The organism is Streptomyces sp. NPDC056835 (assembly GCF_042789485.1).
In the GTDB taxonomy this organism is placed as follows: Bacteria; Actinomycetota; Actinomycetes; order Streptomycetales; family Streptomycetaceae; genus Streptomyces.
Window position 1 is genome coordinate 228,289 of sequence record NZ_JBHUBB010000004.1, and the last position, 18,959, is coordinate 247,247.

Sequence of the window (18,959 nt, forward strand, 5' to 3'; positions counted from 1 at the left end):
GGGCCGCGACGCGATCAGTCCGATCCGTTCGCGGCCTTGCGGTTCTGGTTGAACTCCTCGACGTTGCGCCGCTGTTCGGCGTATTTGTTGGTGAAGCGGGTGTCCCCGGGCTTCACGGTGACGAAGTACAGCCAGTCCCCGCCGGCGGGGTTGAGCGCCGCGTTCATCGCCTCCTCCCCCGGGTTGCCGATCGGCGTGGGCGGCAGCCCTTTGCGCTCATAGGTGTTGTACGGGCTGTTGATCTTCGTGTCCGCGTTGCTGGTGTCCAGAGTCGAACGGTTCAGCGCGTAGTTCAGCGTCGAATCCATCTGGAGCGGCATGCCCAGTGACAGCCGGTTGTGCACGACTCTGGCGACCTTCGCCATGTCGGCCACCGAATCCGCCTCCGCCTGCACGATGCTGGCGATGGTGACCGCCTGATAGGTCGTCATCCCGGCGTTCTGCGCCCCGGCGCTGCCCCGGCCCGCCCCGAACCGCTGGTTGGCGGTGTTGACCATATAGCTCAGCAGATTGGCCGGGGTCGTCGCGGAGCCGACCGGATAGGTGGCCGGGAAGAGGAAGCCCTCGGGGTTGCCCTTGGCGGGCTCGGGCAGCCGCAGTCGCGCGGTGGACGCCGCCTTGCGGGTGGTACCCGGGGACAGTCCCAGCGCCTGATCGACGGAGACATAGACATCGGCTGCGCGCCGGCCCTCCGGAATGACCAGCGTCGTCCGTTTCTCGCCGTCATCGCCGCCGGTCAGCAGGAGTACGGGAACCAGCACCGCGGTGGCCACGACCAGGACCACGGTCAGCAGCAGGACCAGCCGCCCCCGGCGGGTCAGACGGGGTCTGCTCCCGGGGCTCGCCACCCGATGCTCGTTCATCATGCGGGCACGCTAACCCGGAGTGATCGGCGAACCCGGCACTTCAGGCGCGCCGACACGGGCAACGCGGCAATACCATACGAACGGCATACGATCCCCACGCAGGCCACCTGCCGACGGTGGCCGGTCCGGCCCGGTCCGGTCACGGAGCGTACGCACTCCCGCTCACCGAACGCGGTGCCGTCGCTCCCCGTCCCGGGGGAACGGCGGCACTGCCGTGTCACCGGAGCGACGGCGCCGCCGTGTCACGGGGAGACCGACGCCAGCGCCTCGGCCTCTTGATGCGTCGGCCGGCTGTCCCGCCGCACCAGGGCGGCGTACCGGCCGTCCTGCTCGATCAGTTCGTCGTGCGTGCCCCGCTCCGCGATGGCGCCCGCGTCGAGGACCACGATCTGGTCCGCGTCCCGGACGGTCGAGAGCCGGTGCGCGATGGTGAGGGTGGTGCGCCCCTCGGAGAGCGCGTCGATGGCCTGCTGCACCGCGTGTTCGGTACGGGTGTCCAGCGCGCTGGTGGCCTCGTCGAGGATCAGCACCGGCGGGTCCCGCAGGATGGTGCGGGCGATCGCGAGCCGCTGCTTCTCACCGCCGGAGAAGCGGTATCCGCGCTCGCCGACCAGCGTCCCGTAGCCGTCGGGGAGCGAGCTGATGTGGTCGTGTATCTGGGCGGCTCTGGCGGCCGTCTCGATCTCCTCGTCGGTGGCTTCCGGCTTGGCGAAGCGCAGATTCTCCGCCACCGAGGCATGGAACAGATACGTCTCCTGCGAGACGACGCCGACGGCCCGCGCGAGCGTGTCGAAGTCCAGGTCGCGTACGTCGACGCCGTCGATCATGACCCGGCCGCCGGTCACGTCGTACAGCCGGGGTACGAGATAGCTCAGGGTCGACTTGCCGGAGCCCGTGGGGCCGACGACGGCGAGGCTGCCGCCGGACGGGACTGTCAGATCGATCCCCCGCAGCGTCTGGCGCCCCTTGTCGTCATAGCTGAAGTCGACGTTCTCGAACCGCACTTCACCACGGATCGTGTCGAGCCTGACCGGCCGATCCGGCTCGGTGATGTCGACGGGCAGATCGAGGTATTCGAATACGCGCTGGAAGAGGGCGAGCGACGTCTGCATCTCCACACCGGTGGAGAGCAGGCTCACGGCGGGCCGGAACAGGCCCTGCTGGAGCGAGACGAAGGCGACGAGCGTACCGATGGAGATAGCCGTGCCACCGGCGCCCAGCGCGATGCCCGCGGCCCAGTAGATCAGGGCGGGCATGGCGGCCATGACGATTCCGATGGTCGACATCCGCCACCGGCCCGCCATATTCGAGCGCACTTCCAGGCCCACCAGCCGCTCGGACTCGTCGGCGAAGGACTTGGTGAGCGAGTCGGCACGGCCCATCGTGCGGCCGAGGAGGATGCCGCTCACCGAGAGCGATTCGGTGACGGTGGCGGCCATGGCGGCCATCTGCCGCTGGCGGTCTGTGGTGATCTTCTTGCGCTCGCGGCCGACGCGGCGGCTGATCCAGACGAACACCGGCAGCAGAATCATCGAGACGGCGGTGAGCCGCCAGTCCAGGGCGAGCATCGCGACGACCGAGGCGACGACGGCCGTGAGATTGGAGACCAGGGAGGTCGCGGTGGAGGTGACGGTCGCCTGCATACCGCCGATGTCATTGGCGATACGGGACTGGACCTCGCCGGTCCTGGTCCTGGTGAAGAAGGCGAGCGGCATGCGCTGGAGCCGGCCGTAGACGCCGGTGCGCAGATCGTGCATGACCCGCTGGCCGACCGTGGTCGAGATCAGGGTCTGGAGCACGCCGAAGACGCTGTTGACGACGGCCGTGAGGATCATGCCGAGGGCGAGCAGACTGAGCAGTCCGGTACGGCCCTGCGGTATCGCGGTGTCGAGGATCTCGCGCAGCATGAACGGCGAGGCGACCGTGACCAGCGACGACGCGCCGACGAGCAGCCCGACGATCGCGAGCCGGCCGCGGTAGGGACGGAAGAGACCGAAGATGCGCCGCAGTTGGGCGGGCGGCTCCGGCTGCCCCGGATCACCGGGGCGGGACGAGGGTGTCCACGTCACGTGTTCGGGTTTCATGGGCTCCTTCGATGGCTGAGGGGCCGACTGAGGGCTCGGCGGACATACGACGGGTGAGACTCGCCGAGCATAGCTCACTGTTACCTATGTTCACAATGACCATAGTCCTGATATTATTCCGCCATGAACACCCCCGACTCCGACGGCCTGCTCGCGGAGCAGCTGCTGCGGCTGACCCGCAGGCTCCACCGCGTCCAGAAGCGGCAGCTGGAGCCGATCGGCATCACTCCCGCGCAGGCCCGGCTGCTGCGTACCGTCGCGTCCTACGACAAGCCGCCGCGGATGGCCGACCTGGCCCAGCGTCTCGAAGTGGTGCCCCGGGCCGTGACCTCCCTGGTCGACGGGCTGGAGGCAAGCGGCTCGGTGCGCCGCGCCCCCGATCCGACCAACCGGCGCGTGGTCCGTATCGAGCTGACCGACACCGGCCGGGCCACGCTGCGGGCCCTGCGCGTCGCCCGCCGGTCGGCCGCCGAGGATGTGCTGGCCCCGCTGACCGCCGAGCAGCGCGAGGTTCTGGGCGGACTGCTGTCGACGCTGGTCGACGGCTGCCCCGAGCGCCACCACTGACCCCGGACCGGGCAGGGCCTCATCGTCCAGGCGCCCGGCGGAGCCCAGAAGAGTCCAACAGCCCGTTCCCAAGAGTCCAATCGGACCCTTGCGTATCACCTTGCGCATCGCCCGCGTCGGCGGCCAAGGTCCTTTCCGAGGTTCACGCACCAGCCGCGCACGTCAACTCCCCCTTTGGAGGGTCGATGCACGACGCAGCACCGGAGAACCCCGGTACGGAAGACACATCCGTCGGTGAGGACAGAGAAGACGGAGCCCAAGGAGAGATGAGCCGCCGCTCGGTCCTGCGGACCACGGCGGGAGTGGCGGGCGCCGGGCTCGGCCTCTCCGCTCTCTCCGGCGGCACCGCGGCCGCGGCGGGACCCGCCGCGGCTGCCGGAGCCGTGGATTCGGCCGCGTCCGCCGACTCCGCCGACACCTCGGCGCCCCCGCGCAAGGGACGCACCATGGCCGGGGTCCCGTTCGAACGCCGCACGACGGTACGGGTCGGCATCATCGGCCTCGGCAACCGCGGCGGCAGCATGATCGACCTCTTTCTCGCCGTCCCGGGTGTCCGGGTCGTCGCGCTCTGCGACCCGGTGAAGGCGAAGACGGAGAGCGCCGCCGCGAAGGTGGTGCGCGCCGGTCAGCCCGCCCCCGCCGTCTACACCAACGGCGAGGACGACTACGAGAATCTCTGCGCCCGCGGAGATCTCGACTTCGTCTATGTGGCCACGCCCTGGGACTTCCACTTCGAGATGGCCAAGTCGGCGATGCTGAACGGCAAGCACGTCGGGGTGGAGTGTCCGATCGCCATGCGCCTCGACGAGCTGTGGCAGCTCGTCGATCTCTCCGAACGCACCCGGCGGCACTGCATGCAGCTGGAGAACTGCTGTTACGGGAAGAACGAGATGCGGGTCCTCCGGATGGCCCACGCGGGCAAGTTCGGTGAGCTGTTGCACGGCGCGGGCGCCTACAACCACGATCTGCGCGGCCTGATGTTCGACCCCGGCTACTACGAGGGTCCCTGGCGCCGGCTCTGGCACACGCGGCTGCGTGGCGATCTCTACCCCAACCACGGCTTCGGCCCGGTCGCCAACTACATGGACGTCAACCGGGGCGACCGCGCGGTCTCCATCACCAGCGTCGGCACGCCCGCGCTCGGGCTCGCCGAGTACCGCGCCGCCCATATGCCGCCCGGCGACCCGAGCTGGAAGGAGACGTACATCGAGAGCGACCGGACGATCAGTCTGGTCAGGACGGCGAAGGGCAGGGTCATCCGGCTGGAGCACGATGTGTCGACGCCACACCCGTACAGCAGGATCAACAGTCTCGGTGGCACCAAGGGTGTGTTCGAGGACTATCCCGAGCGCATCTACATCGAGCCGGACCACACCGATGACTCCTGGGGTGATTTCGGGAAGTACGCGGACTGGGACCACTGGCTCTGGAAGGAGCACGCCAATCCGCCCGGTGGCCATGGCGGGATGGACTACATCATGGTCTTCCGGCTGATGCAGTGCGTCCGGCTGGGCCTCGTGCCCGACTTCGACGTGTACGACGCGGCGACCTGGACCGCGCCGGTGCCACTGAGCCACGCGTCGCTCAAGGCGAACGGAGCCCCGCAGCGGATCCCCGACTTCACGCGCGGTGAATGGAGCAAGGCCCGCGCGGGGGTGGACTCCGACAGACCCGAGGAGTGACCGGGCGCGGGGGCCGTACGGTGCGTATCGTGGGGCCCCCGTACAGTCGGCCCCCGCACCGTCCGGCCCCCGCCTCCCGGCGCCCCCTGTGCCCCGCCCCCTGGCTCGTTCTGGCTCTTCGCGTGGAAAACCCATTGCCCCGGGCACTCCAAAAAGGCGAACCTTGCACGGTTTGGGCCACTCCACGAGTCATGGGACATCATGCAGATTCGCGACCTTCCGTATCCCGATCCCGGGGTTCCCGATGCCAGGTCGGGCCCCCGGTTCCTGCTGTGGCTCGGACGTAGTCAGCTGGGCGGACAGACCAAGGCCGTGTGCTGGGGCCTGCTGCACTTCGCGGGCATCGCCGGGCTCTCGGTGGGCGCCGGGCTCGCCGTCCAGGCGGTGATCGACCGCTCCGGCGGCCGGCTCGCGTTCGCCGGCGGCTTCATCGCGCTGTGCGGCGCCGCCATCTCGGTCGGCGACACCATGCTGCACCGCGTCGCCGTCACCAACTGGATCACCGCCGCCGCGCGCGTCCAGCAGCTGCTGGCACGCAAGACCGCCCAGCTCGGCTCGGCACTGACCCGCCGGGTCGCCGCCGGTGAGGTCGTCGCCGTCTCGACCGGGGTGCCTGCACCGAACAATCAGTTCGGCTAACACGGCCACCTCGGGGGTTTCAGACACCATCGAAACCCAAGAGGACCCGTGAACGAGATCAGTTGGACCGGAGCTGACAAGCCGTCAGAAATCCAATACGTCGATCTGCTGTGCCGCAAGTCGAAAGTACTCTCCGAGAACGACCGACTACGCGAAGTAAGCACCGATGAGCAGGAACGACAGGGTCGAGCATGGGCCGCACGCAACGGCTACACGGTTCGGCATGTCTGGACAGAACTAGGCTCCGCATTCAAAGACCGAAAGCGCGAAGAGTTTGAAGGCGCACTAGCCGCAATCACGTCCGGCAAGTCCCAAGCTCTGTGGGTCTACATGCTTGACCGGTTCTCGCGCAAGGGTGCCGAGGACGTACTAAAGGTCATCGGCAAAGCCCGAGTCATCTTCGATTGGGACCGCCTTGACTCAATGGACGACCGAGACCGCGAACGCATCATCAGCGAAGCGGAACGCGCCCGAACCTACTCCTCGCGCCTAAGTACCCGCGTAAAGGATGTCAAGCAGACACAGCGAGATAAAGGCGAATGGGTGAGCGGATGGCCGCCATTCGGCCTAAGGGTCGGCAAAGACAGACACCTTTACCTAGACCACACCCCCGCCATGCCCGGTATGACCGAAACCCGCGCCGACGTCATGCGAGAGCTTTTCCGGCTCTCTTCCCTCGGAGCATCCGCAAACGGTCTTGCCAAGGCGCTGGAAGCAAAGGGAATCCCCCACCACTCCTACACAAATGGCGATTGGGTACCCGACGATAGCCGGTGGATACCCACTACGCTCCGCCGCTGGATCACGAACCCTGCCTATGCCGGATGGCAGATAGTACACCTCCGCGTCGAAGACGGCCGAGGACGGAATAAGACCGTTGAATACCGCAACGAAAAGGGGAACCGCGTAAGCCTCATGGGCCCCGACGAAACACCACTCGTAACCGACGAGGAACAAGCCGCAGCAATCGCAGGTAGCGGCGCTAAAGGACGGGCTTTCGATGCACCGTTCGGCGGAAGCCCTGGCCCCCGTGAGCGCGGTGTAGCCGTCCACCTCCTCACCGTACGACTGGAGTGCGACAGCTGTGGCCGGAACATGTTCTTCACCGGCGAAAGCTACGTCTGCGGAAGCACACAGGGAGGCCGCCCGTGCCCCCGCCCCGCACGCGTATGGGGCCGCACCATCGAACCGTACATCTTCCACATGTGGCGGGCGCGCGTCGTCAACAGCGCCGAGGACGACGACCTACTAGCCATCATCAGCGAACGATGGACGCGCATTGAACGACCCGAGGAATCAGCCGAGGCAGAGCACGCACGTAAGGCATTCCGGGACGCTGAAAAGCGACTCGGTCAATTGCTCCAAGACAAGCGAGATGGACTCTACGACGGGCCCGCCGCTCAGTTCTTCCGACCGGCACACAGGGACGCCATGCACGACGTACAGGAAGCCGAGGCAGCGCTAGCCAATTTCGGCGGTCCGCGCGTGGATATCTCGTTCCTGCTGGATTACGAGACCGTGACCGAATATTGGGAGAAATGCGATAAGGCGAAACAGCGTGAGCTACTGGGGCTGGTCATCGATCGCATCTACGTCAAGCCATCCCCGTACGTTGGGGCACGCTTCAACGGAGAAAAGCGAGTCCGTATCCAGTGGGCGGACGAGTCAGCCTGAACGTTCAGGGTGGAGCTAGTGTGAGCTAGCCCACATCACAGGCAGCGAGGGGGCCATGATGCCGAGTGCATCATGGCCCCTTTCTGTTTTCTCCGGTTTCGGAGTGTCAGCGGAGAGCGGCCCGGTTCAGAACCAACACCGCTCTGACCTGGGGTTATGTGGTGTAGTGTCGATTCTGGGTATTGGTTTAGGTCAGAGCCTATACACATGGGGACTAAGCAAGAACGCACCGCCGGATCGACACTTCGACACACGCCGTCGAACCTCTTCGCTGTAGGGGCCCGGACGGACACCTAACACACACACCTCGTAGGGCATGTAGGGAGGTTGCCGCACACGCTAACGGTGGACTGAGCACTCCCCCCGGTCCTGCGTCGACTTCCCGGCCCTCTCCTCCGGTATGAGCCGTTTGGGCCCATGTCCCCGTGGTGTAGCGGTAGCATTCCGGATTCTCAATCCGTAGGTAGGGGTTCAACTCCCCTCGGGGGTACTTTGTTCTCGTGGTGTAGAGGTAACACGGCACTCTTCCAAAGTGCTTACGTCGGTTCGATTCCGACCGGGAACTCTTTGATTCCGTAGTTCAGTTGGTAGAACGGGGGCCTCTTAATCCCTTGGCCGTAGGTTCGAGTCCTACCGGAATCACTTTGCGCGTAGCTCAACGGTTAGAGCGTCGGTCTGATACACCGGAGGTTGCGGGTTCAATTCCCGTCGCGCAGACCACTTATGGAAGATCGGGTATTGGCGTACCGCGCGCTCTTGAAAAGCGTCAGTCTTAACAGGCTTGGGGGTTCGACTCCCTCATCTTCCGCCTTGCGATATTGGCCTAGCGGTTAGGGCACCCGGTTGTCAACCGGAAGATCACGGGTTCGAATCCCGTATGTCGCGCGTTGACGGTAGCTCAATGGCAGAGCACGGGGCAGTGACCCCCGGTGTTGCGGGTTCAAGTCCCGTCCGTCACCCTTTTACGGGCCCTGTAGTGTAATCCGGTAACACGGCTCTTTTGCACGGAGCAATCGCGGTTCGAATCCGACAGGGTCCACGGGCGTTAGAGCTAGAGAGAGAGTACCGGCACTGCGTGCGCACGCATCCGGAAGGGTACCTAGCGAGCGGGGATCACACTCCCCCACGCCGCCCCAATGGCGCGTAACTCAATTTGGAAGAGTGCCGCTCTTACAAAGCGGAAGCTGTCGGTTCGATTCCGACCGGGCCAACTTCCCACCCTGCATGTTCAGGGTGGACTATGACGCGTGGCGCAATGGCAGCGCAAGCGGTTGTTACCCGCTAGGTTGCTGGTTCGAATCCAGCCGTGTCAGCTTGTGGGTAGCTTAATGGTAAAGCTCGGGGCTCATATCCCCGCTGTTGCGGGTTCAAGTCCCGTCCCACTCACCATGGCGCATAGCACAACGGATAGTGTACGCGGCTACGAACCGTGTGATGGGGGTTCGATTCCCTCTGTGCCAACAACGGGGTAGCTCCCCTAACCGTCCGTCACCCGGATGCATACGGGCAAACGCACGGTTGCGCGATTCGTCTAGCGGCCTAGGACTCCCCCGCGAAGGGGGCAACGCAGGTTCGAATCCTGTATCGCGCTGAAACTTTGGGACGTGGGGTAACTGGAATCCCGGTCGGTCTCCAAAACCGAATGACGTAGGTTCGATTCCTACCGGCTCAGCTTTTGCCGCTCTAGCTCAATTGGCAGAGCTACGGGGTGAAATCCCGTGCGTGGGGGTTCGATGCCCTCGGGTGGCACTTTGGGGTATGACGGTTTCGACGTGCTGTAGGGCCGCATGACGGAGACAGCGCGGACCGGGGTTCGATTCCCCGATACTCCACCTTGGATAGGCGCCGACGTCGGAGAGTCGGGGCAGGCTGTAACCCTGTTGCTTCGGCTGAGGGGGTTCGAATCCCTCGCTATCCACTTGGGCGGTTGCGATTCCGCCTTTGGCGCTAGTGCCTTAAAACAAAACCGCCACAAGCCCGCTTAGGCAAACTGGCAAAGCCGCTGGTCTTAGAAACCAGAGTTTAAGGGTTCGACTCCCTTAGTGGGTACGAGAGCGGGAAAGGTACTGCGCGTAGTAGTGGCCGCCCGCTCGTGACTTGCCTCATTAGCACAATGGCTAGTGCGCCTGTTTCGTAATCAGGTGATGCGGGTTCGATTCCTGCATGGGGCTCTGCGCTGGACTGGCCGTAACCATGGTGTCCGGCGCGACTTTTTCCGTTCGTCTAACGGCAAGACCTCGGGCTCTGAACCCGACAATCGTGGTTCGAATCCATGGCGGAAAGCAACGGCCGTCTGGCCGCATCTGACTGTAGTTCAGTGGTAGAGCGCCTGTTTTGGGAACAGGATGTCGCAGGTTCGAACCCTGCCAGTCAGACTCACAGAAAGGGTGCCGCATGGTTTGGGCATCTTCTAATCGCCGTTCTGAGCTTCCCCCTACTCAGCAGTGGGAACGCATCCGGCGTCAAGTTATCCGCCGTGACCGGGGCGTGTGTCAGGGTGTCCGAGAGGACGAGTCCCTTTGCACTTCGCCCGGTACGGACGTTGACCATATCCACAACCCGCACGATCACAGCCTAGGCAACCTACAGCTACTTTGCGCCCCTTGCCATCGGCGTAAGACGCAATCCGAGTCGTTGGCCGCACGGCAGAGGCCGTTTCGTCCCGCGCCTACGGGCCCCGGAAGTCGACGTGAGGCCGTACCGGACGTGTGGTAACGCAAAGAACCCCCGACCAAAAGGCCGAGGGTTCTTCTACCGCTTGTCTCCTGGTGTCGGAGTGCTATCCGCTCGCCGCTTGAATAGCTTCGCATTCTTCAAGGCTTTGTCTGTCTCTTGGTGAACAGGCCAGTCCCCCACCTTCCCGGTCAATCAGTTTCGCCATCTTGCGTCTTGGCCGATCTCTGCCACATCGCACGCACATGTGTACTGAGTCCGGGCCTTGAATCTTCCATCTTTCCGGGGTCATGAGCCGAGTCTACCAGTAGGGGGAACTGATGGGAAGCCGTGGACCCGTCCCTAAGCGGGATGATCAGCGACGCCGCCGCAACGCCCCCGAGGTTGAGCTAGCTACGGCCCCGAGCAACACGCCCGAGGGCGCCCCTGCTCCCGAGGCTGACCCGGACTGGCACCCTATCGCACGCCGCTGGTATGACTCCCTAGCACAGTCGGGACAGTCGTTCTTCTTCGAGCCGTCTGATTGGGCACAAGCCGCATTCGTGGCCGAGGCCATGAGCCGCAACCTTAATCAGGGCCAGCGTCTGTCTGGACAGCTTTTCGCTGCTGTCATTGCTGCCTCATCTGACCTACTCACCACAGAGGGTTCACGCCGACGTCTGCGTATTGAGCTGTCTAAGGCCGAGGCCGCCGAGGTTGATTCTGGCATTGCTGACCTTATGGCCGCGTACAAGTCGCAGGCGTAGCCACCCTGAACCGTTCAGGGTGGGGCACCCCTCCTCATGACTTCCGAAGGGGGGTGACTTTACCTTGATCCTTGAGCCTCTACGTTCAATTGAAGATGACTACGTTCCGCCGGACAACCGCACGCTAGGCGTGTGGGCGTTCCTGTGGTGCAGCAAGTATCTACTACAGCCGGACGGCCCCGAAGCGGGTCAGCCCTGGCGTTTCACTCCGGAACAGATCCGGATCATTAAGCGCTGGTATGAGATTGACGAGAATGGCCGTTTCGTTTACCGACAGGGAACGATCCGGCGTCTTAAGGGTTGGGGTAAGTTACGGACCCGTTTACCGCTGCGCTCTGTGCTTTCGAGTTTGTGGGCCCGTGCCGTTTCTCCCATTGGGGACCGGACGGTTTCCCCGTTGCTAAGACGCAGAACAGCGCGTGGGTTCAGATCGCTGCAACGTCGATGGATCAGACCCGTAACACGATGACCGTCTTTCCGAACCTCTTCAGCGAAGAGGCCATCGAAAAGTACGGCATCGATATCGGCAAGACGATTATCTATTCCGCTGTCGGCAACCGTATTGAGGCCGTGACTAGTTCGGCTCGCGCCCTTGAAGGGGGCCGGGCAACTATGAATCTCCTCAACGAAACACAGCACTGGGTGGAGGCCAACGGGGGCCACGCAATGGCGATGACCATTGCAGGAAATCTTGCCAAGTCACGCGGTGGTGGTGCCCGAGCGCTGGAGATCACGAACGCTCCCCTACCGGGTGAAGACTCCGTAGCCGAGCGCACGTATCACGCATGGGCCAAGCTGCGCGATAAGGACCCTGCGACTCCCCATAAGGCCGGTGTCTACTACGACAGCCTAGAGGCTCCCGCTATTCCGAACCTCGGTGACCGTGAGGCGCTAGAGGCTGGAATCATTGCGGCGCGCGGTGACGCTACTTGGCTTGACGTCGACTGGATCATTTCCACGATCTATGCCGGAACGTATCCCGCTTACCAGTCCCGCCGAATGTTCCTGAATCAGCTTGTGTCTGATGACGATTCGCTGATCTCTCCGCAGGCATGGGACGCATGCGAAACCACAGATGAGCTAAAGCGCGGTGACCGGATCACTCTCGGGTTCGATGGCGGTTCGACAGACGACGCAACAGCGCTTGTGGCCATGCGCATGTCTGACCGGCTCATCGTGCCTATCGGCATTTGGGAACAGTCGGACGGCCCCGCTGGTGACGGTTGGGAGGCCCCCCGTGATCAGGTTGACGGCGCTGTCCATCACGCGTTCGCGACCTATGACGTAGTCGGGTTCTTCGCGGACGTTGCCCTGTGGGAATCAGAGGTTGAGTCCTGGTCTGAGGAGTACCGCACGCGTCTAGCTGTCAAGGCTTCCGGTAAGTCATCGGTTGGCCGGGACATGCGCGGTGGTCTGCCCGAGATCACACAGGCCAATGAACGTCTTGTGGCCGCTGTAGAGGCTGGTCGGGTCAAGCACAACGGCCACCGAACCCTACGTCGTCACGTCATGAACGCTAAGCGCAAGATCAATCGCTTTGGCGTGTCTTTCACGAAGGAACACCGCGAGTCAAAGCGAAAGGTTGACGGTTACGCCGCAACGCTCCTTGCTGATCTCGCCCGACACAACCTAGTCGAATCCGGAAAGCTCAAGCGTCCCCGCAGTGGTCGCGTTTGGGGGTTCGGAACATAGAGAGGGTGCCCTAGATGGCAAGTATCAAGCGTCGTCTAGAGCACGCTCTAGAGCGTCTACGGTATGAGTATGACGAGCGGCTAGAAGAGATTGACCGGTACTACCGGGGCAAGCACGCTGCCCCATATATGCCGGTGAACGCAAACGCCGAATACAAGCTACTCGCAGAACGCGCTATTCATAACTGGCTACCTTGGGTGGTTGCCGCTCCCCTACAGAACCTACAGGTCGACGGGTTCCGCCCATCGACCGGCAAGGGTACTGAGGTATGGGACGCGTGGCAGGATAACCGCATGGACGCCCGACAGGGTGTCGTTCATGAGGGGGCCCTAGTTTACGGGCACTCATACGTGGTTGTTTCGTCGGACAGCGACGGACCTAAGATCACGCCTGTTTCACCTCTCCGCGTGTGGGCCGCGTATGAAGACCCGGTGTCGGATGAGTTCCCGCTGTACGCGGTTCAGATTTTCCAGCACCCGGACACCGGGACGCTAGAGCGTGCTCGATACATGGACGATTACGCGTTCGTTGATATCACGTATAAGGAAACGACCGGCGCGTTTGGGGAGGTCTACACGACTCCGACGATTTCCGGTGAGACTCCGCACGGGTTCGGCGTTACGCCCCTAGTTCGTTTCGCTGCGAACATTGACCTACTTGGCCGTTCGGTCGGTATGGTGCAGCCGCTCATTCCGGTGTGCGACCGGATCAATCAGACTTGGTTTGACCTACTGATTGCGCAGACGTACGGGTCATTCAAGGTCCGTTACGTAACTGGCATGGCTCCGCCTCTCGATGTGGACCCTGCGACTGGTGAGGTTCGCACCGACCCCGAGACCGGTGAGCCGCTGTACAAGTCGATTCAGTTCGACCCTACGCGCGCGCTCATGGCCGAGGACCCCGACACCAAGTTTGGCGAGCTGTCCGAGACGTCGCTAGACGGCTTCCACAAGTCGCTAGAACTCAATGTTCAGCACATGGCCGCTGTGTCGCAGACTCCCCCGCACTACCTCCTAGGCAACATGGCCAACCTATCGGCCGATGCTCTCGCTGCTGCTGAGTCCGCGCTTACCCGCAAGGTTGACGCGCTAAAGCAGTCGTTCGGTGAGGCATGGGAAACGGTGCTGCGTCTCTGCGCTCAGGTTCTCGGCAAGTCCAAGCTAGCTAAGGACCGTAAGGCACAGGTTGTTTGGCGTGACACGGGTTCTCGTTCGCTTGCTCAGACGGCCGATGCGTACGGCAAGCTAGTTCAGATGGTTTCGGTTCCGCCCGAGGCTCTTTGGGACAAGCTTCCCGGTTTCTCTCAGACTGACGTGGACAAGTTCCACGAGTTCAAGGAAAAGGCGGACGCTCAGGCGGTCAAGGTTGCTGCCGCTACTCCTGCCCCCACCCCGAACGTTCAGGGTGGGGAGGACCCGGCGGAGCCACCTAAGCCGGGTGAGGCGAAGTGAGCCTAGACACGCTGACAACCAACTATCGGGACGCACAGGACAGCGTTGCGAACCGCGTTCTGTCGTGGCTAGTTCGATGGTGGGTCCGGGATGCTCGGGACAACCTGAGCAATCCTGATCAGCTATTCGAGTCATACCGGCGCGAAGTGGAGCGCGCACGCGCCGAGTCTGCTCAACTTGCTCAGCGGTTCCACAATGACGTGCGGCGGGATGCTGGTCTAGGTCCCGCACCTTCCTCGCTGTGGTCCGGCGTCAATTCCGGTGACGGTGTGGGCCCTGCTTTCTACCCCGTTGTTGAGCCTGTCCGTTCGCGTCTCGATGACCCGGACTTTATGGCGGAACTTGACCGGTTGGTGTATGGCCCCCTGCGTGAAAACACGGACCTAGCCGTTATGGATGGTGGCCGTTCCACGCTGGTTCACGCACGCGAGAGTGACCGAGACGTAGTCGGCTACTACCGGAAGACCGAGGCGGACCCTTGTGGGTTCTGCGCGATGCTTGCTAGCCGTGGTCTGGTTTACACCGATAGCCGCAACTCTTCCCGCGCTTCCCGCTCGTATCTTGATGAGCAGAATCCCGAGGCGTATCACCCGAGTTGCCGTTGCCAGACGGTACCGCTGTTTGAGGGTTCTTCCATTCCAGCGGATGACCGACGACGAGCCGATGAGTGGCGCGCACGTTGGACAGACACCCAAGGTTCCGGCGCATCTCAGCTATCCAACTTTGTTAACGCGTTCCGAACGGAGAACTAATGGCAGACGAAAAGAAGCCAGAGGGCACGCCCGAGGTGACGCCGGAGGCTCCCCCGGCAACGCCCCCTGCGCCCGTTGTGGAGCCTGTCACGCCACCGGCGGCCCCTGTGGTCACTCCTCCCGTGGCAGAGCCGCAGACGCCCGCACAGGACGCTGACGCTACCGCTAAGGCGATTGCTGATGCTGCCGCAGCGACGGCCAAGGCAACAGCGCTAGAGCTAGAGCTGAACCGAGAGCGCATGGCGCGCAAGCACAACATCCCCGATGAGCTTATGGGGATGCTCCGCGCTGACTCGATGGAGGCGGATGCAAGGGCGCTAGCTACGTACGTCACGGCCAAGGGTTCGTCCCTCGGTACGGGCGGACTAGATCCGACCGACAACGACGACCCAACGGCCGAGGGCGCGAAGCTAGCCGATCGGCTATTCAACGCTAACCGTTACTTCTAGGAGTAATCCGCATGTCCGAATTCATTAAGCAGCAGCAGAAGCTAGTAGGCGCTGCGCTCCCCCTTCTTAAGCGACAGATGATCCTGTCAGCTTTCATCGATAAGCAGTCTGCGGCAGATTTCAAGGGCGCTCAGGGCGACGTTCTGAACATTCGTCGTCCGGCCGTTCTAGCTGCTCGTTCCGAGGCAATCACGCGTTCCAAGACGCGTTCAATTCTGACGGATGAGATCGTTGAGTCTACGATTCAGGTCAAGCTAGACACTCACGTCTATTCAGCCGTGGACATCACCGATGCCGAGGCAACGCTAGATATTGAGTCGTTTGGTGTTCAGATCCTTGCGCCACAGGTTGAGTCGATCGCTTCGGACCTTGACCTAAAGGTCCGTGACGCGCTGGAGACCCTACCGAGTCTTACGGACGCGAACGGCGCACAGGTCGTAATCGGTCGCAACGCTGACCCCGAGGCACAGGCCAAGGCAATCCGCTTTGCCATTCCGAAGCTACGTCGCAAGCTGAACGATAACCACGTTCCGCAGGGTGGTCGTATCCTCCTAGTCGGTTCCGAGATCGAGTCTCTTCTAATCGGTGACCCTCACCTAACGAAGCTAGACGAGTCGGGTACGACGGACGCCCTACGAGAGGCCTCGATCGGTCGCCTGTACGGCTTCACGATCGTTGCGTCCGATGTGGTCGAGCCTGACGAGATGATCGCGGTTCACCCAACGGCGTTCAAGCTAGCACTTATCGCCCCGGTCGCTCCGGCCGGTGCTGCGTTCGCTTCCTCACAGACGGCTAACGGTGTGGCTATGCGGTACATCCGAGACTACAACTCGGATAAGGCCATGGATCGTTCGTTCCTATCGGTCTACACCGGCATCTCTCCGGTACTTGACCCGCTGGTTAACGCCCGTGGTCAGTACGTGGATGCAACCGGCGCTGTCATCGCTTCACCTACGGCGAGCAACATCGTAAAGGCTCAGCTACGCGGACTACGTGTCTCGCTAGAGCCTGTCGCAGCAGAGTAATCGTGAGGATGCCACCCTGAATGTTCAAGGTGGCATCCCTAGCTAGGGAGGTACCAATTATGGCCGCTCTAGCAACGGTTGAGGACCTAGAGGCACGTATGTCGGTCACGTTCTCGGATGTTGAGCGCGTGGCCGCTGGTGCTGCTCTAGCTGATGTCTCAGCACTTGCGCGGCTGTACGGTCTGCCTACGTGGCGGGTTGACAGTGTTCCCGAGGCTGTTTCCGTCGTTGTGCTCGCTGTAGCCGAACGACGTATGCGTAACCCTGAGGGGTACGTGTCCGAGACGGCGGGTGAGTACAACTACCGTCTTCCTGAGGCGGGTTCGGCCGGTAACTTCTTCCGACCTGATGAGCTTACGACGATCCGGCAGGCTTCTGGCCGTACGGGTCTCGTGTCTGTGCCGGTGTCTCGCCCAGTCTACGTGGCGAAGAACCGCTATTGGCCACATGGGAAGGATTACCGAGGTGGCGATTCTTGATCGTGCCCCGGTGTCCGTCACCGTTTATCCCGCTGTGCTTGTCGATGACGGGTACGGCGGGACAAAGCCCGGTGAGGGTACGCCGGTTGAAGTCACGGCGTTTGCGCAACCCATGTCCCCCGACGATCCGAACGGCTGGAATCAGCCACGCCGGTACAAGCTACTTGGCAAGACGCTGCCCGCTGGTCCGTGGTCGCGTGTGTCGATGCTCGGTGCCGAGTGGTCGGTAGTCGCTCCCCCAACCGTACGCGCGCATTCTGGCCGTACGCGGTTCACTACTGCCGAGGTGATCGAACGTGGCCACAGTTCGTAACGGACTCGGCAAGCGTCTCGCCAATCTTCCTGGTGTTAATGACGCGGTACGTGATGAGGCTCTACGTCGAGCACAGAAAGTAAGGGACGCCGCAGCAGCACACAACAAGACCGGTGACTTTATCCGGTCAATCAAGGTGGTGAAGGCGTCCGGTCCTCATCGTCGGCAAGACTGGCTGGTTGCGATCACGGACCGGAACGCCATCTCTATTAACTGGGGACACATCGATTCCCGTACGGGCCGACCTGTCCGAGGCATTCACGCGATCGAAAAGGGGCTGGAGTGAGTACGCCGATCCTCCCCGACATTGAGGCCCTGGTACTAGAGGCCGTACGTGCCCGCCTAACGGCCGTTCGTGTCGTGGCGGACCTACCGGCCGATTGGGACGCCGCAAGCCCCCTCGTGGCTATTCACCGGGCCGGAGGGGCCGCTCCCGATGCGCGGTTCTATGACCGTGCGCTGATGGATGTACAGGTGTGGCACACGGACCGGCGCTCAGCGTCGCGACTCGGCCGAGAGGTTCGAGCCATCCTCGTTGACGCGTGCGCGTTGCAGTTCTCGAATGCCGAGGGTTCGCTATCCCACTTCACCGAGGTTTCCGGCCCATGGAATCCGGGCCCCGGTGATTATGCAAATCTGAGTCGCTTTATTGCGACCTACCAACTAACAGCGCGAACCGCACGGAAGGTGTAACCCATGGCGCTAGAGAATGACTCGGTAGTTCTACCGGGTACCGGATACGTTTACCTGTCTACTCCAAACAAGGCTAAGCCCACGGGGGCGTTTGACCCACTGAACCCTGGTACGGGTTGGGATTCCCTCGGTCACACGTCGCTAGAGAATGGTATCGAGTTTGGCCGAGACGGTGACGACCCGGAGACGCGCGGATCGTGGCAGAACCCCAAGCTGCGAACGACGAACCCTGATGTCACGTACTCGCTAAAGCTCAACGCGCTACAGGCGTCGGTCGACACGTACAAGCTGTACTTTGGTGCCAACGATGGTGCCGTTCAGGCTGACGGATCGTTCAAGATTCCAGCCAAGCCAACCGCTCAGGCTAAGGCACTGCTCATCGTAGTTGTTGATGGAACGTCGATGCTTCCGCTGTACTTCCCGAATGTGTCGCTGCTTGGTTCGGATGCAATCACTTTCGACCCTACGGCACTTCTGGAGTTCCCTATCTCGGGAACGATTCTGTCCGGTTCGGACGGTTCGCTCGGTGACATCGACGCTTTCACCGCAGTGGTTACGCCGCCCGCCGCATAACCCACCCTGAATGTTCAGGGTGATGTGACTCCCTTCCCTCGGTAATGGTCCCGCCGGGGGAAGGGCTTTTCTTGGGACCAACTACGACACGTCTAAAGGGGACCACCCATGGCAAACAAGCTTACCTTTGATGACCTTATGACGGAGGTTGAGGAGAGTTACAAGGCTGTTGAGTTTGAGGGGCCGGACGGTACGGCTTACTCGCTCCGCTCTGTGCTGGTACTCCCCCGCCATGAGCGTAAGGCCGTAACTGACGCGGTAACCATTGTGAACTCCGACGGCGCCGACGCCGATATGCAGGAAGACGCGATTGACAACGTCATGCTTGCCGTAGTCGACAAGCCCGAGGCGTTCAAGGCTGTACTAGACGTACTGCCACTTGGTGGCAAGGCTGCACTTATCAAGGCTTGGAGTGAGGCGACACAGGGCCCGGAAGCCTAACTCTCCGGGAGATGTGCGACAAGTACGGGGCCGAGCTAGCCGCAGACTTTCAGCGACATTACGGTCTCCGTCTGTCTGATGCTGTTTGCGGTGCTGTTTCACCCCGTACCTGTATCGCGTACGTAACGCATCTTCCGGAAGAATCTGCTTTCGTCGCTGC

General features: G+C 62.5%; 13 protein-coding genes, 18 tRNA genes, 1 other RNA gene and 1 pseudogene. 31 read left to right on the plus strand and 2 right to left on the minus strand.

Annotated elements, in window-relative coordinates; translation table 11 throughout:
- Window positions 1-14 precede the first annotated feature (14 nt).
- Entirely contained in the window at window positions 15-866 is an 852-nt protein-coding gene (mltG, locus tag ACFRMN_RS06665; protein ID WP_383014268.1) for an endolytic transglycosylase MltG, read from the minus strand.
- 242 nt (window positions 867-1,108) lie between these two features.
- Window positions 1,109-2,950 (minus strand): ABC transporter ATP-binding protein, encoded by a 1,842-nt coding sequence (locus ACFRMN_RS06670; RefSeq protein WP_383014271.1) that lies wholly within the window; start codon window positions 2,948-2,950, stop codon window positions 1,109-1,111.
- Window positions 2,951-3,073: 123 nt separating this feature from the next.
- On the opposite strand from ACFRMN_RS06670, the gene ACFRMN_RS06675 reads away from it, so the two are divergent.
- From ACFRMN_RS06675 to ACFRMN_RS06825, 31 genes and pseudogenes are all read left to right on the plus strand, one after another.
- Window positions 3,074-3,517 carry a MarR family winged helix-turn-helix transcriptional regulator gene (locus ACFRMN_RS06675; RefSeq protein ID WP_383014274.1) on the plus strand — a complete coding sequence of 148 codons (444 nt, stop codon included), beginning with the start codon at window positions 3,074-3,076 and terminating at the stop codon, window positions 3,515-3,517.
- A gap of 266 nt (window positions 3,518-3,783) precedes the next feature.
- Window positions 3,784-5,199, plus strand: coding sequence for a Gfo/Idh/MocA family protein (locus tag ACFRMN_RS06680; protein ID WP_383014277.1), 1,416 nt, complete (start codon window positions 3,784-3,786; stop codon window positions 5,197-5,199).
- 201 nt (window positions 5,200-5,400) lie between these two features.
- Window positions 5,401-5,808, plus strand: a pseudogene (locus ACFRMN_RS06685) (ABC transporter ATP-binding protein); the annotation flags it as partial.
- Between the two features lie 78 nt (window positions 5,809-5,886).
- Window positions 5,887-7,512 (plus strand): recombinase family protein, encoded by a 1,626-nt coding sequence (locus ACFRMN_RS06690; protein WP_383014280.1) that lies wholly within the window; start codon window positions 5,887-5,889, stop codon window positions 7,510-7,512.
- Between the two features lie 419 nt (window positions 7,513-7,931).
- Window positions 7,932-8,002 (plus strand) — tRNA-Glu (locus tag ACFRMN_RS06695).
- 4 nt (window positions 8,003-8,006) lie between these two features.
- Window positions 8,007-8,077 (plus strand) — tRNA-Gly (locus ACFRMN_RS06700).
- Window positions 8,078-8,081: 4 nt separating this feature from the next.
- Window positions 8,082-8,154: transfer RNA gene (locus tag ACFRMN_RS06705), tRNA-Lys, on the plus strand.
- Window positions 8,155-8,156: 2 nt separating this feature from the next.
- A tRNA-Ile gene (locus tag ACFRMN_RS06710) sits at window positions 8,157-8,232 on the plus strand.
- Window positions 8,233-8,237: 5 nt separating this feature from the next.
- Window positions 8,238-8,320 (plus strand) — tRNA-Ser (locus ACFRMN_RS06715).
- Window positions 8,321-8,324: 4 nt separating this feature from the next.
- Window positions 8,325-8,397 (plus strand) — tRNA-Asp (locus ACFRMN_RS06720).
- Window position 8,398: 1 nt separating this feature from the next.
- A tRNA-His gene (locus tag ACFRMN_RS06725) sits at window positions 8,399-8,471 on the plus strand.
- 178 nt (window positions 8,472-8,649) lie between these two features.
- Window positions 8,650-8,723 (plus strand) — tRNA-Val (locus ACFRMN_RS06730).
- Between the two features lie 30 nt (window positions 8,724-8,753).
- A tRNA-Asn gene (locus tag ACFRMN_RS06735) sits at window positions 8,754-8,825 on the plus strand.
- 2 nt (window positions 8,826-8,827) lie between these two features.
- Window positions 8,828-8,901, plus strand: a tRNA-Met gene (locus ACFRMN_RS06740).
- A tRNA-Arg gene (locus ACFRMN_RS06745) sits at window positions 8,902-8,973 on the plus strand.
- Window positions 8,974-9,032: 59 nt separating this feature from the next.
- A tRNA-Ser gene (locus ACFRMN_RS06750) sits at window positions 9,033-9,103 on the plus strand.
- 7 nt (window positions 9,104-9,110) lie between these two features.
- Window positions 9,111-9,184: transfer RNA gene (locus ACFRMN_RS06755), tRNA-Trp, on the plus strand.
- Window positions 9,185-9,189: 5 nt separating this feature from the next.
- Window positions 9,190-9,261, plus strand: a tRNA-Phe gene (locus ACFRMN_RS06760).
- A 4-nt stretch (window positions 9,262-9,265) separates the two neighbouring features.
- Window positions 9,266-9,347: a transfer-messenger RNA gene (ssrA, locus tag ACFRMN_RS06765) on the plus strand.
- Between the two features lies 1 nt (window position 9,348).
- Window positions 9,349-9,430: transfer RNA gene (locus tag ACFRMN_RS06770), tRNA-Tyr, on the plus strand.
- Window positions 9,431-9,487: 57 nt separating this feature from the next.
- A tRNA-Leu gene (locus ACFRMN_RS06775) sits at window positions 9,488-9,561 on the plus strand.
- Between the two features lie 50 nt (window positions 9,562-9,611).
- A tRNA-Thr gene (locus ACFRMN_RS06780) sits at window positions 9,612-9,683 on the plus strand.
- Window positions 9,684-9,815: 132 nt separating this feature from the next.
- Window positions 9,816-9,887: transfer RNA gene (locus ACFRMN_RS06785), tRNA-Pro, on the plus strand.
- 19 nt (window positions 9,888-9,906) lie between these two features.
- Window positions 9,907-10,227, plus strand: a complete 321-nt coding sequence (locus ACFRMN_RS06790) for an HNH endonuclease (RefSeq protein ID WP_383014283.1) — start codon at window positions 9,907-9,909, stop codon at window positions 10,225-10,227.
- Between the two features lie 1,148 nt (window positions 10,228-11,375).
- Entirely contained in the window at window positions 11,376-12,623 is a 1,248-nt protein-coding gene (locus ACFRMN_RS06795; RefSeq protein WP_383014285.1) for a terminase, read from the plus strand.
- Between the two features lie 14 nt (window positions 12,624-12,637).
- A complete protein-coding gene (locus ACFRMN_RS06800; protein ID WP_383014288.1) occupies window positions 12,638-14,074 on the plus strand; it encodes a phage portal protein in 1,437 nt (478 codons plus the stop codon).
- Between the two features lie 751 nt (window positions 14,075-14,825).
- A complete protein-coding gene (locus ACFRMN_RS06805) occupies window positions 14,826-15,275 on the plus strand; it encodes a hypothetical protein (RefSeq protein WP_383014292.1) in 450 nt (149 codons plus the stop codon).
- An 11-nt stretch (window positions 15,276-15,286) separates the two neighbouring features.
- Window positions 15,287-16,300, plus strand: a complete 1,014-nt coding sequence (locus tag ACFRMN_RS06810) for a hypothetical protein (RefSeq protein WP_383014295.1) — start codon at window positions 15,287-15,289, stop codon at window positions 16,298-16,300.
- Window positions 16,301-17,075: 775 nt separating this feature from the next.
- Window positions 17,076-17,378, plus strand: a complete 303-nt coding sequence (locus tag ACFRMN_RS06815; RefSeq protein ID WP_383014297.1) for a DUF5403 family protein — start codon at window positions 17,076-17,078, stop codon at window positions 17,376-17,378.
- Window positions 17,379-17,788: 410 nt separating this feature from the next.
- Complete coding sequence (locus tag ACFRMN_RS06820) at window positions 17,789-18,358, plus strand: hypothetical protein (protein WP_383014300.1); 570 nt, start codon at window positions 17,789-17,791, stop codon at window positions 18,356-18,358.
- A 108-nt stretch (window positions 18,359-18,466) separates the two neighbouring features.
- Window positions 18,467-18,799, plus strand: coding sequence for a phage tail assembly protein (locus tag ACFRMN_RS06825; RefSeq protein WP_383014303.1), 333 nt, complete (start codon window positions 18,467-18,469; stop codon window positions 18,797-18,799).
- Window positions 18,800-18,959: the final 160 nt, after the last annotated feature.

Excerpts from the sequence above, each read along its gene's own strand:
- ACFRMN_RS06790 (WP_383014283.1), top strand. The coding sequence starts at position 9,907 with ATGGTTTGGGCATCTTCTAATCGCCGTTCTGAGCTTCCCCCTACTCAG.
- mltG (WP_383014268.1), bottom strand. The coding sequence starts at position 866 with ATGATGAACGAGCATCGGGTGGCGAGCCCCGGGAGCAGACCCCGTCTG.
- ACFRMN_RS06670 (WP_383014271.1), bottom strand. The coding sequence starts at position 2,950 with ATGAAACCCGAACACGTGACGTGGACACCCTCGTCCCGCCCCGGTGAT.
- ACFRMN_RS06810 (WP_383014295.1), top strand. The coding sequence starts at position 15,287 with ATGTCCGAATTCATTAAGCAGCAGCAGAAGCTAGTAGGCGCTGCGCTC.
- ACFRMN_RS06675 (WP_383014274.1), top strand. The coding sequence starts at position 3,074 with ATGAACACCCCCGACTCCGACGGCCTGCTCGCGGAGCAGCTGCTGCGG.
- ACFRMN_RS06820 (WP_383014300.1), top strand. The coding sequence starts at position 17,789 with ATGGCGCTAGAGAATGACTCGGTAGTTCTACCGGGTACCGGATACGTT.
- ACFRMN_RS06800 (WP_383014288.1), top strand. The coding sequence starts at position 12,638 with ATGGCAAGTATCAAGCGTCGTCTAGAGCACGCTCTAGAGCGTCTACGG.
- ACFRMN_RS06680 (WP_383014277.1), top strand. The coding sequence starts at position 3,784 with ATGAGCCGCCGCTCGGTCCTGCGGACCACGGCGGGAGTGGCGGGCGCC.
- ACFRMN_RS06805 (WP_383014292.1), top strand. The coding sequence starts at position 14,826 with ATGGCAGACGAAAAGAAGCCAGAGGGCACGCCCGAGGTGACGCCGGAG.
- ACFRMN_RS06825 (WP_383014303.1), top strand. The coding sequence starts at position 18,467 with ATGGCAAACAAGCTTACCTTTGATGACCTTATGACGGAGGTTGAGGAG.
- ACFRMN_RS06795 (WP_383014285.1), top strand. The coding sequence starts at position 11,376 with ATGGATCAGACCCGTAACACGATGACCGTCTTTCCGAACCTCTTCAGC.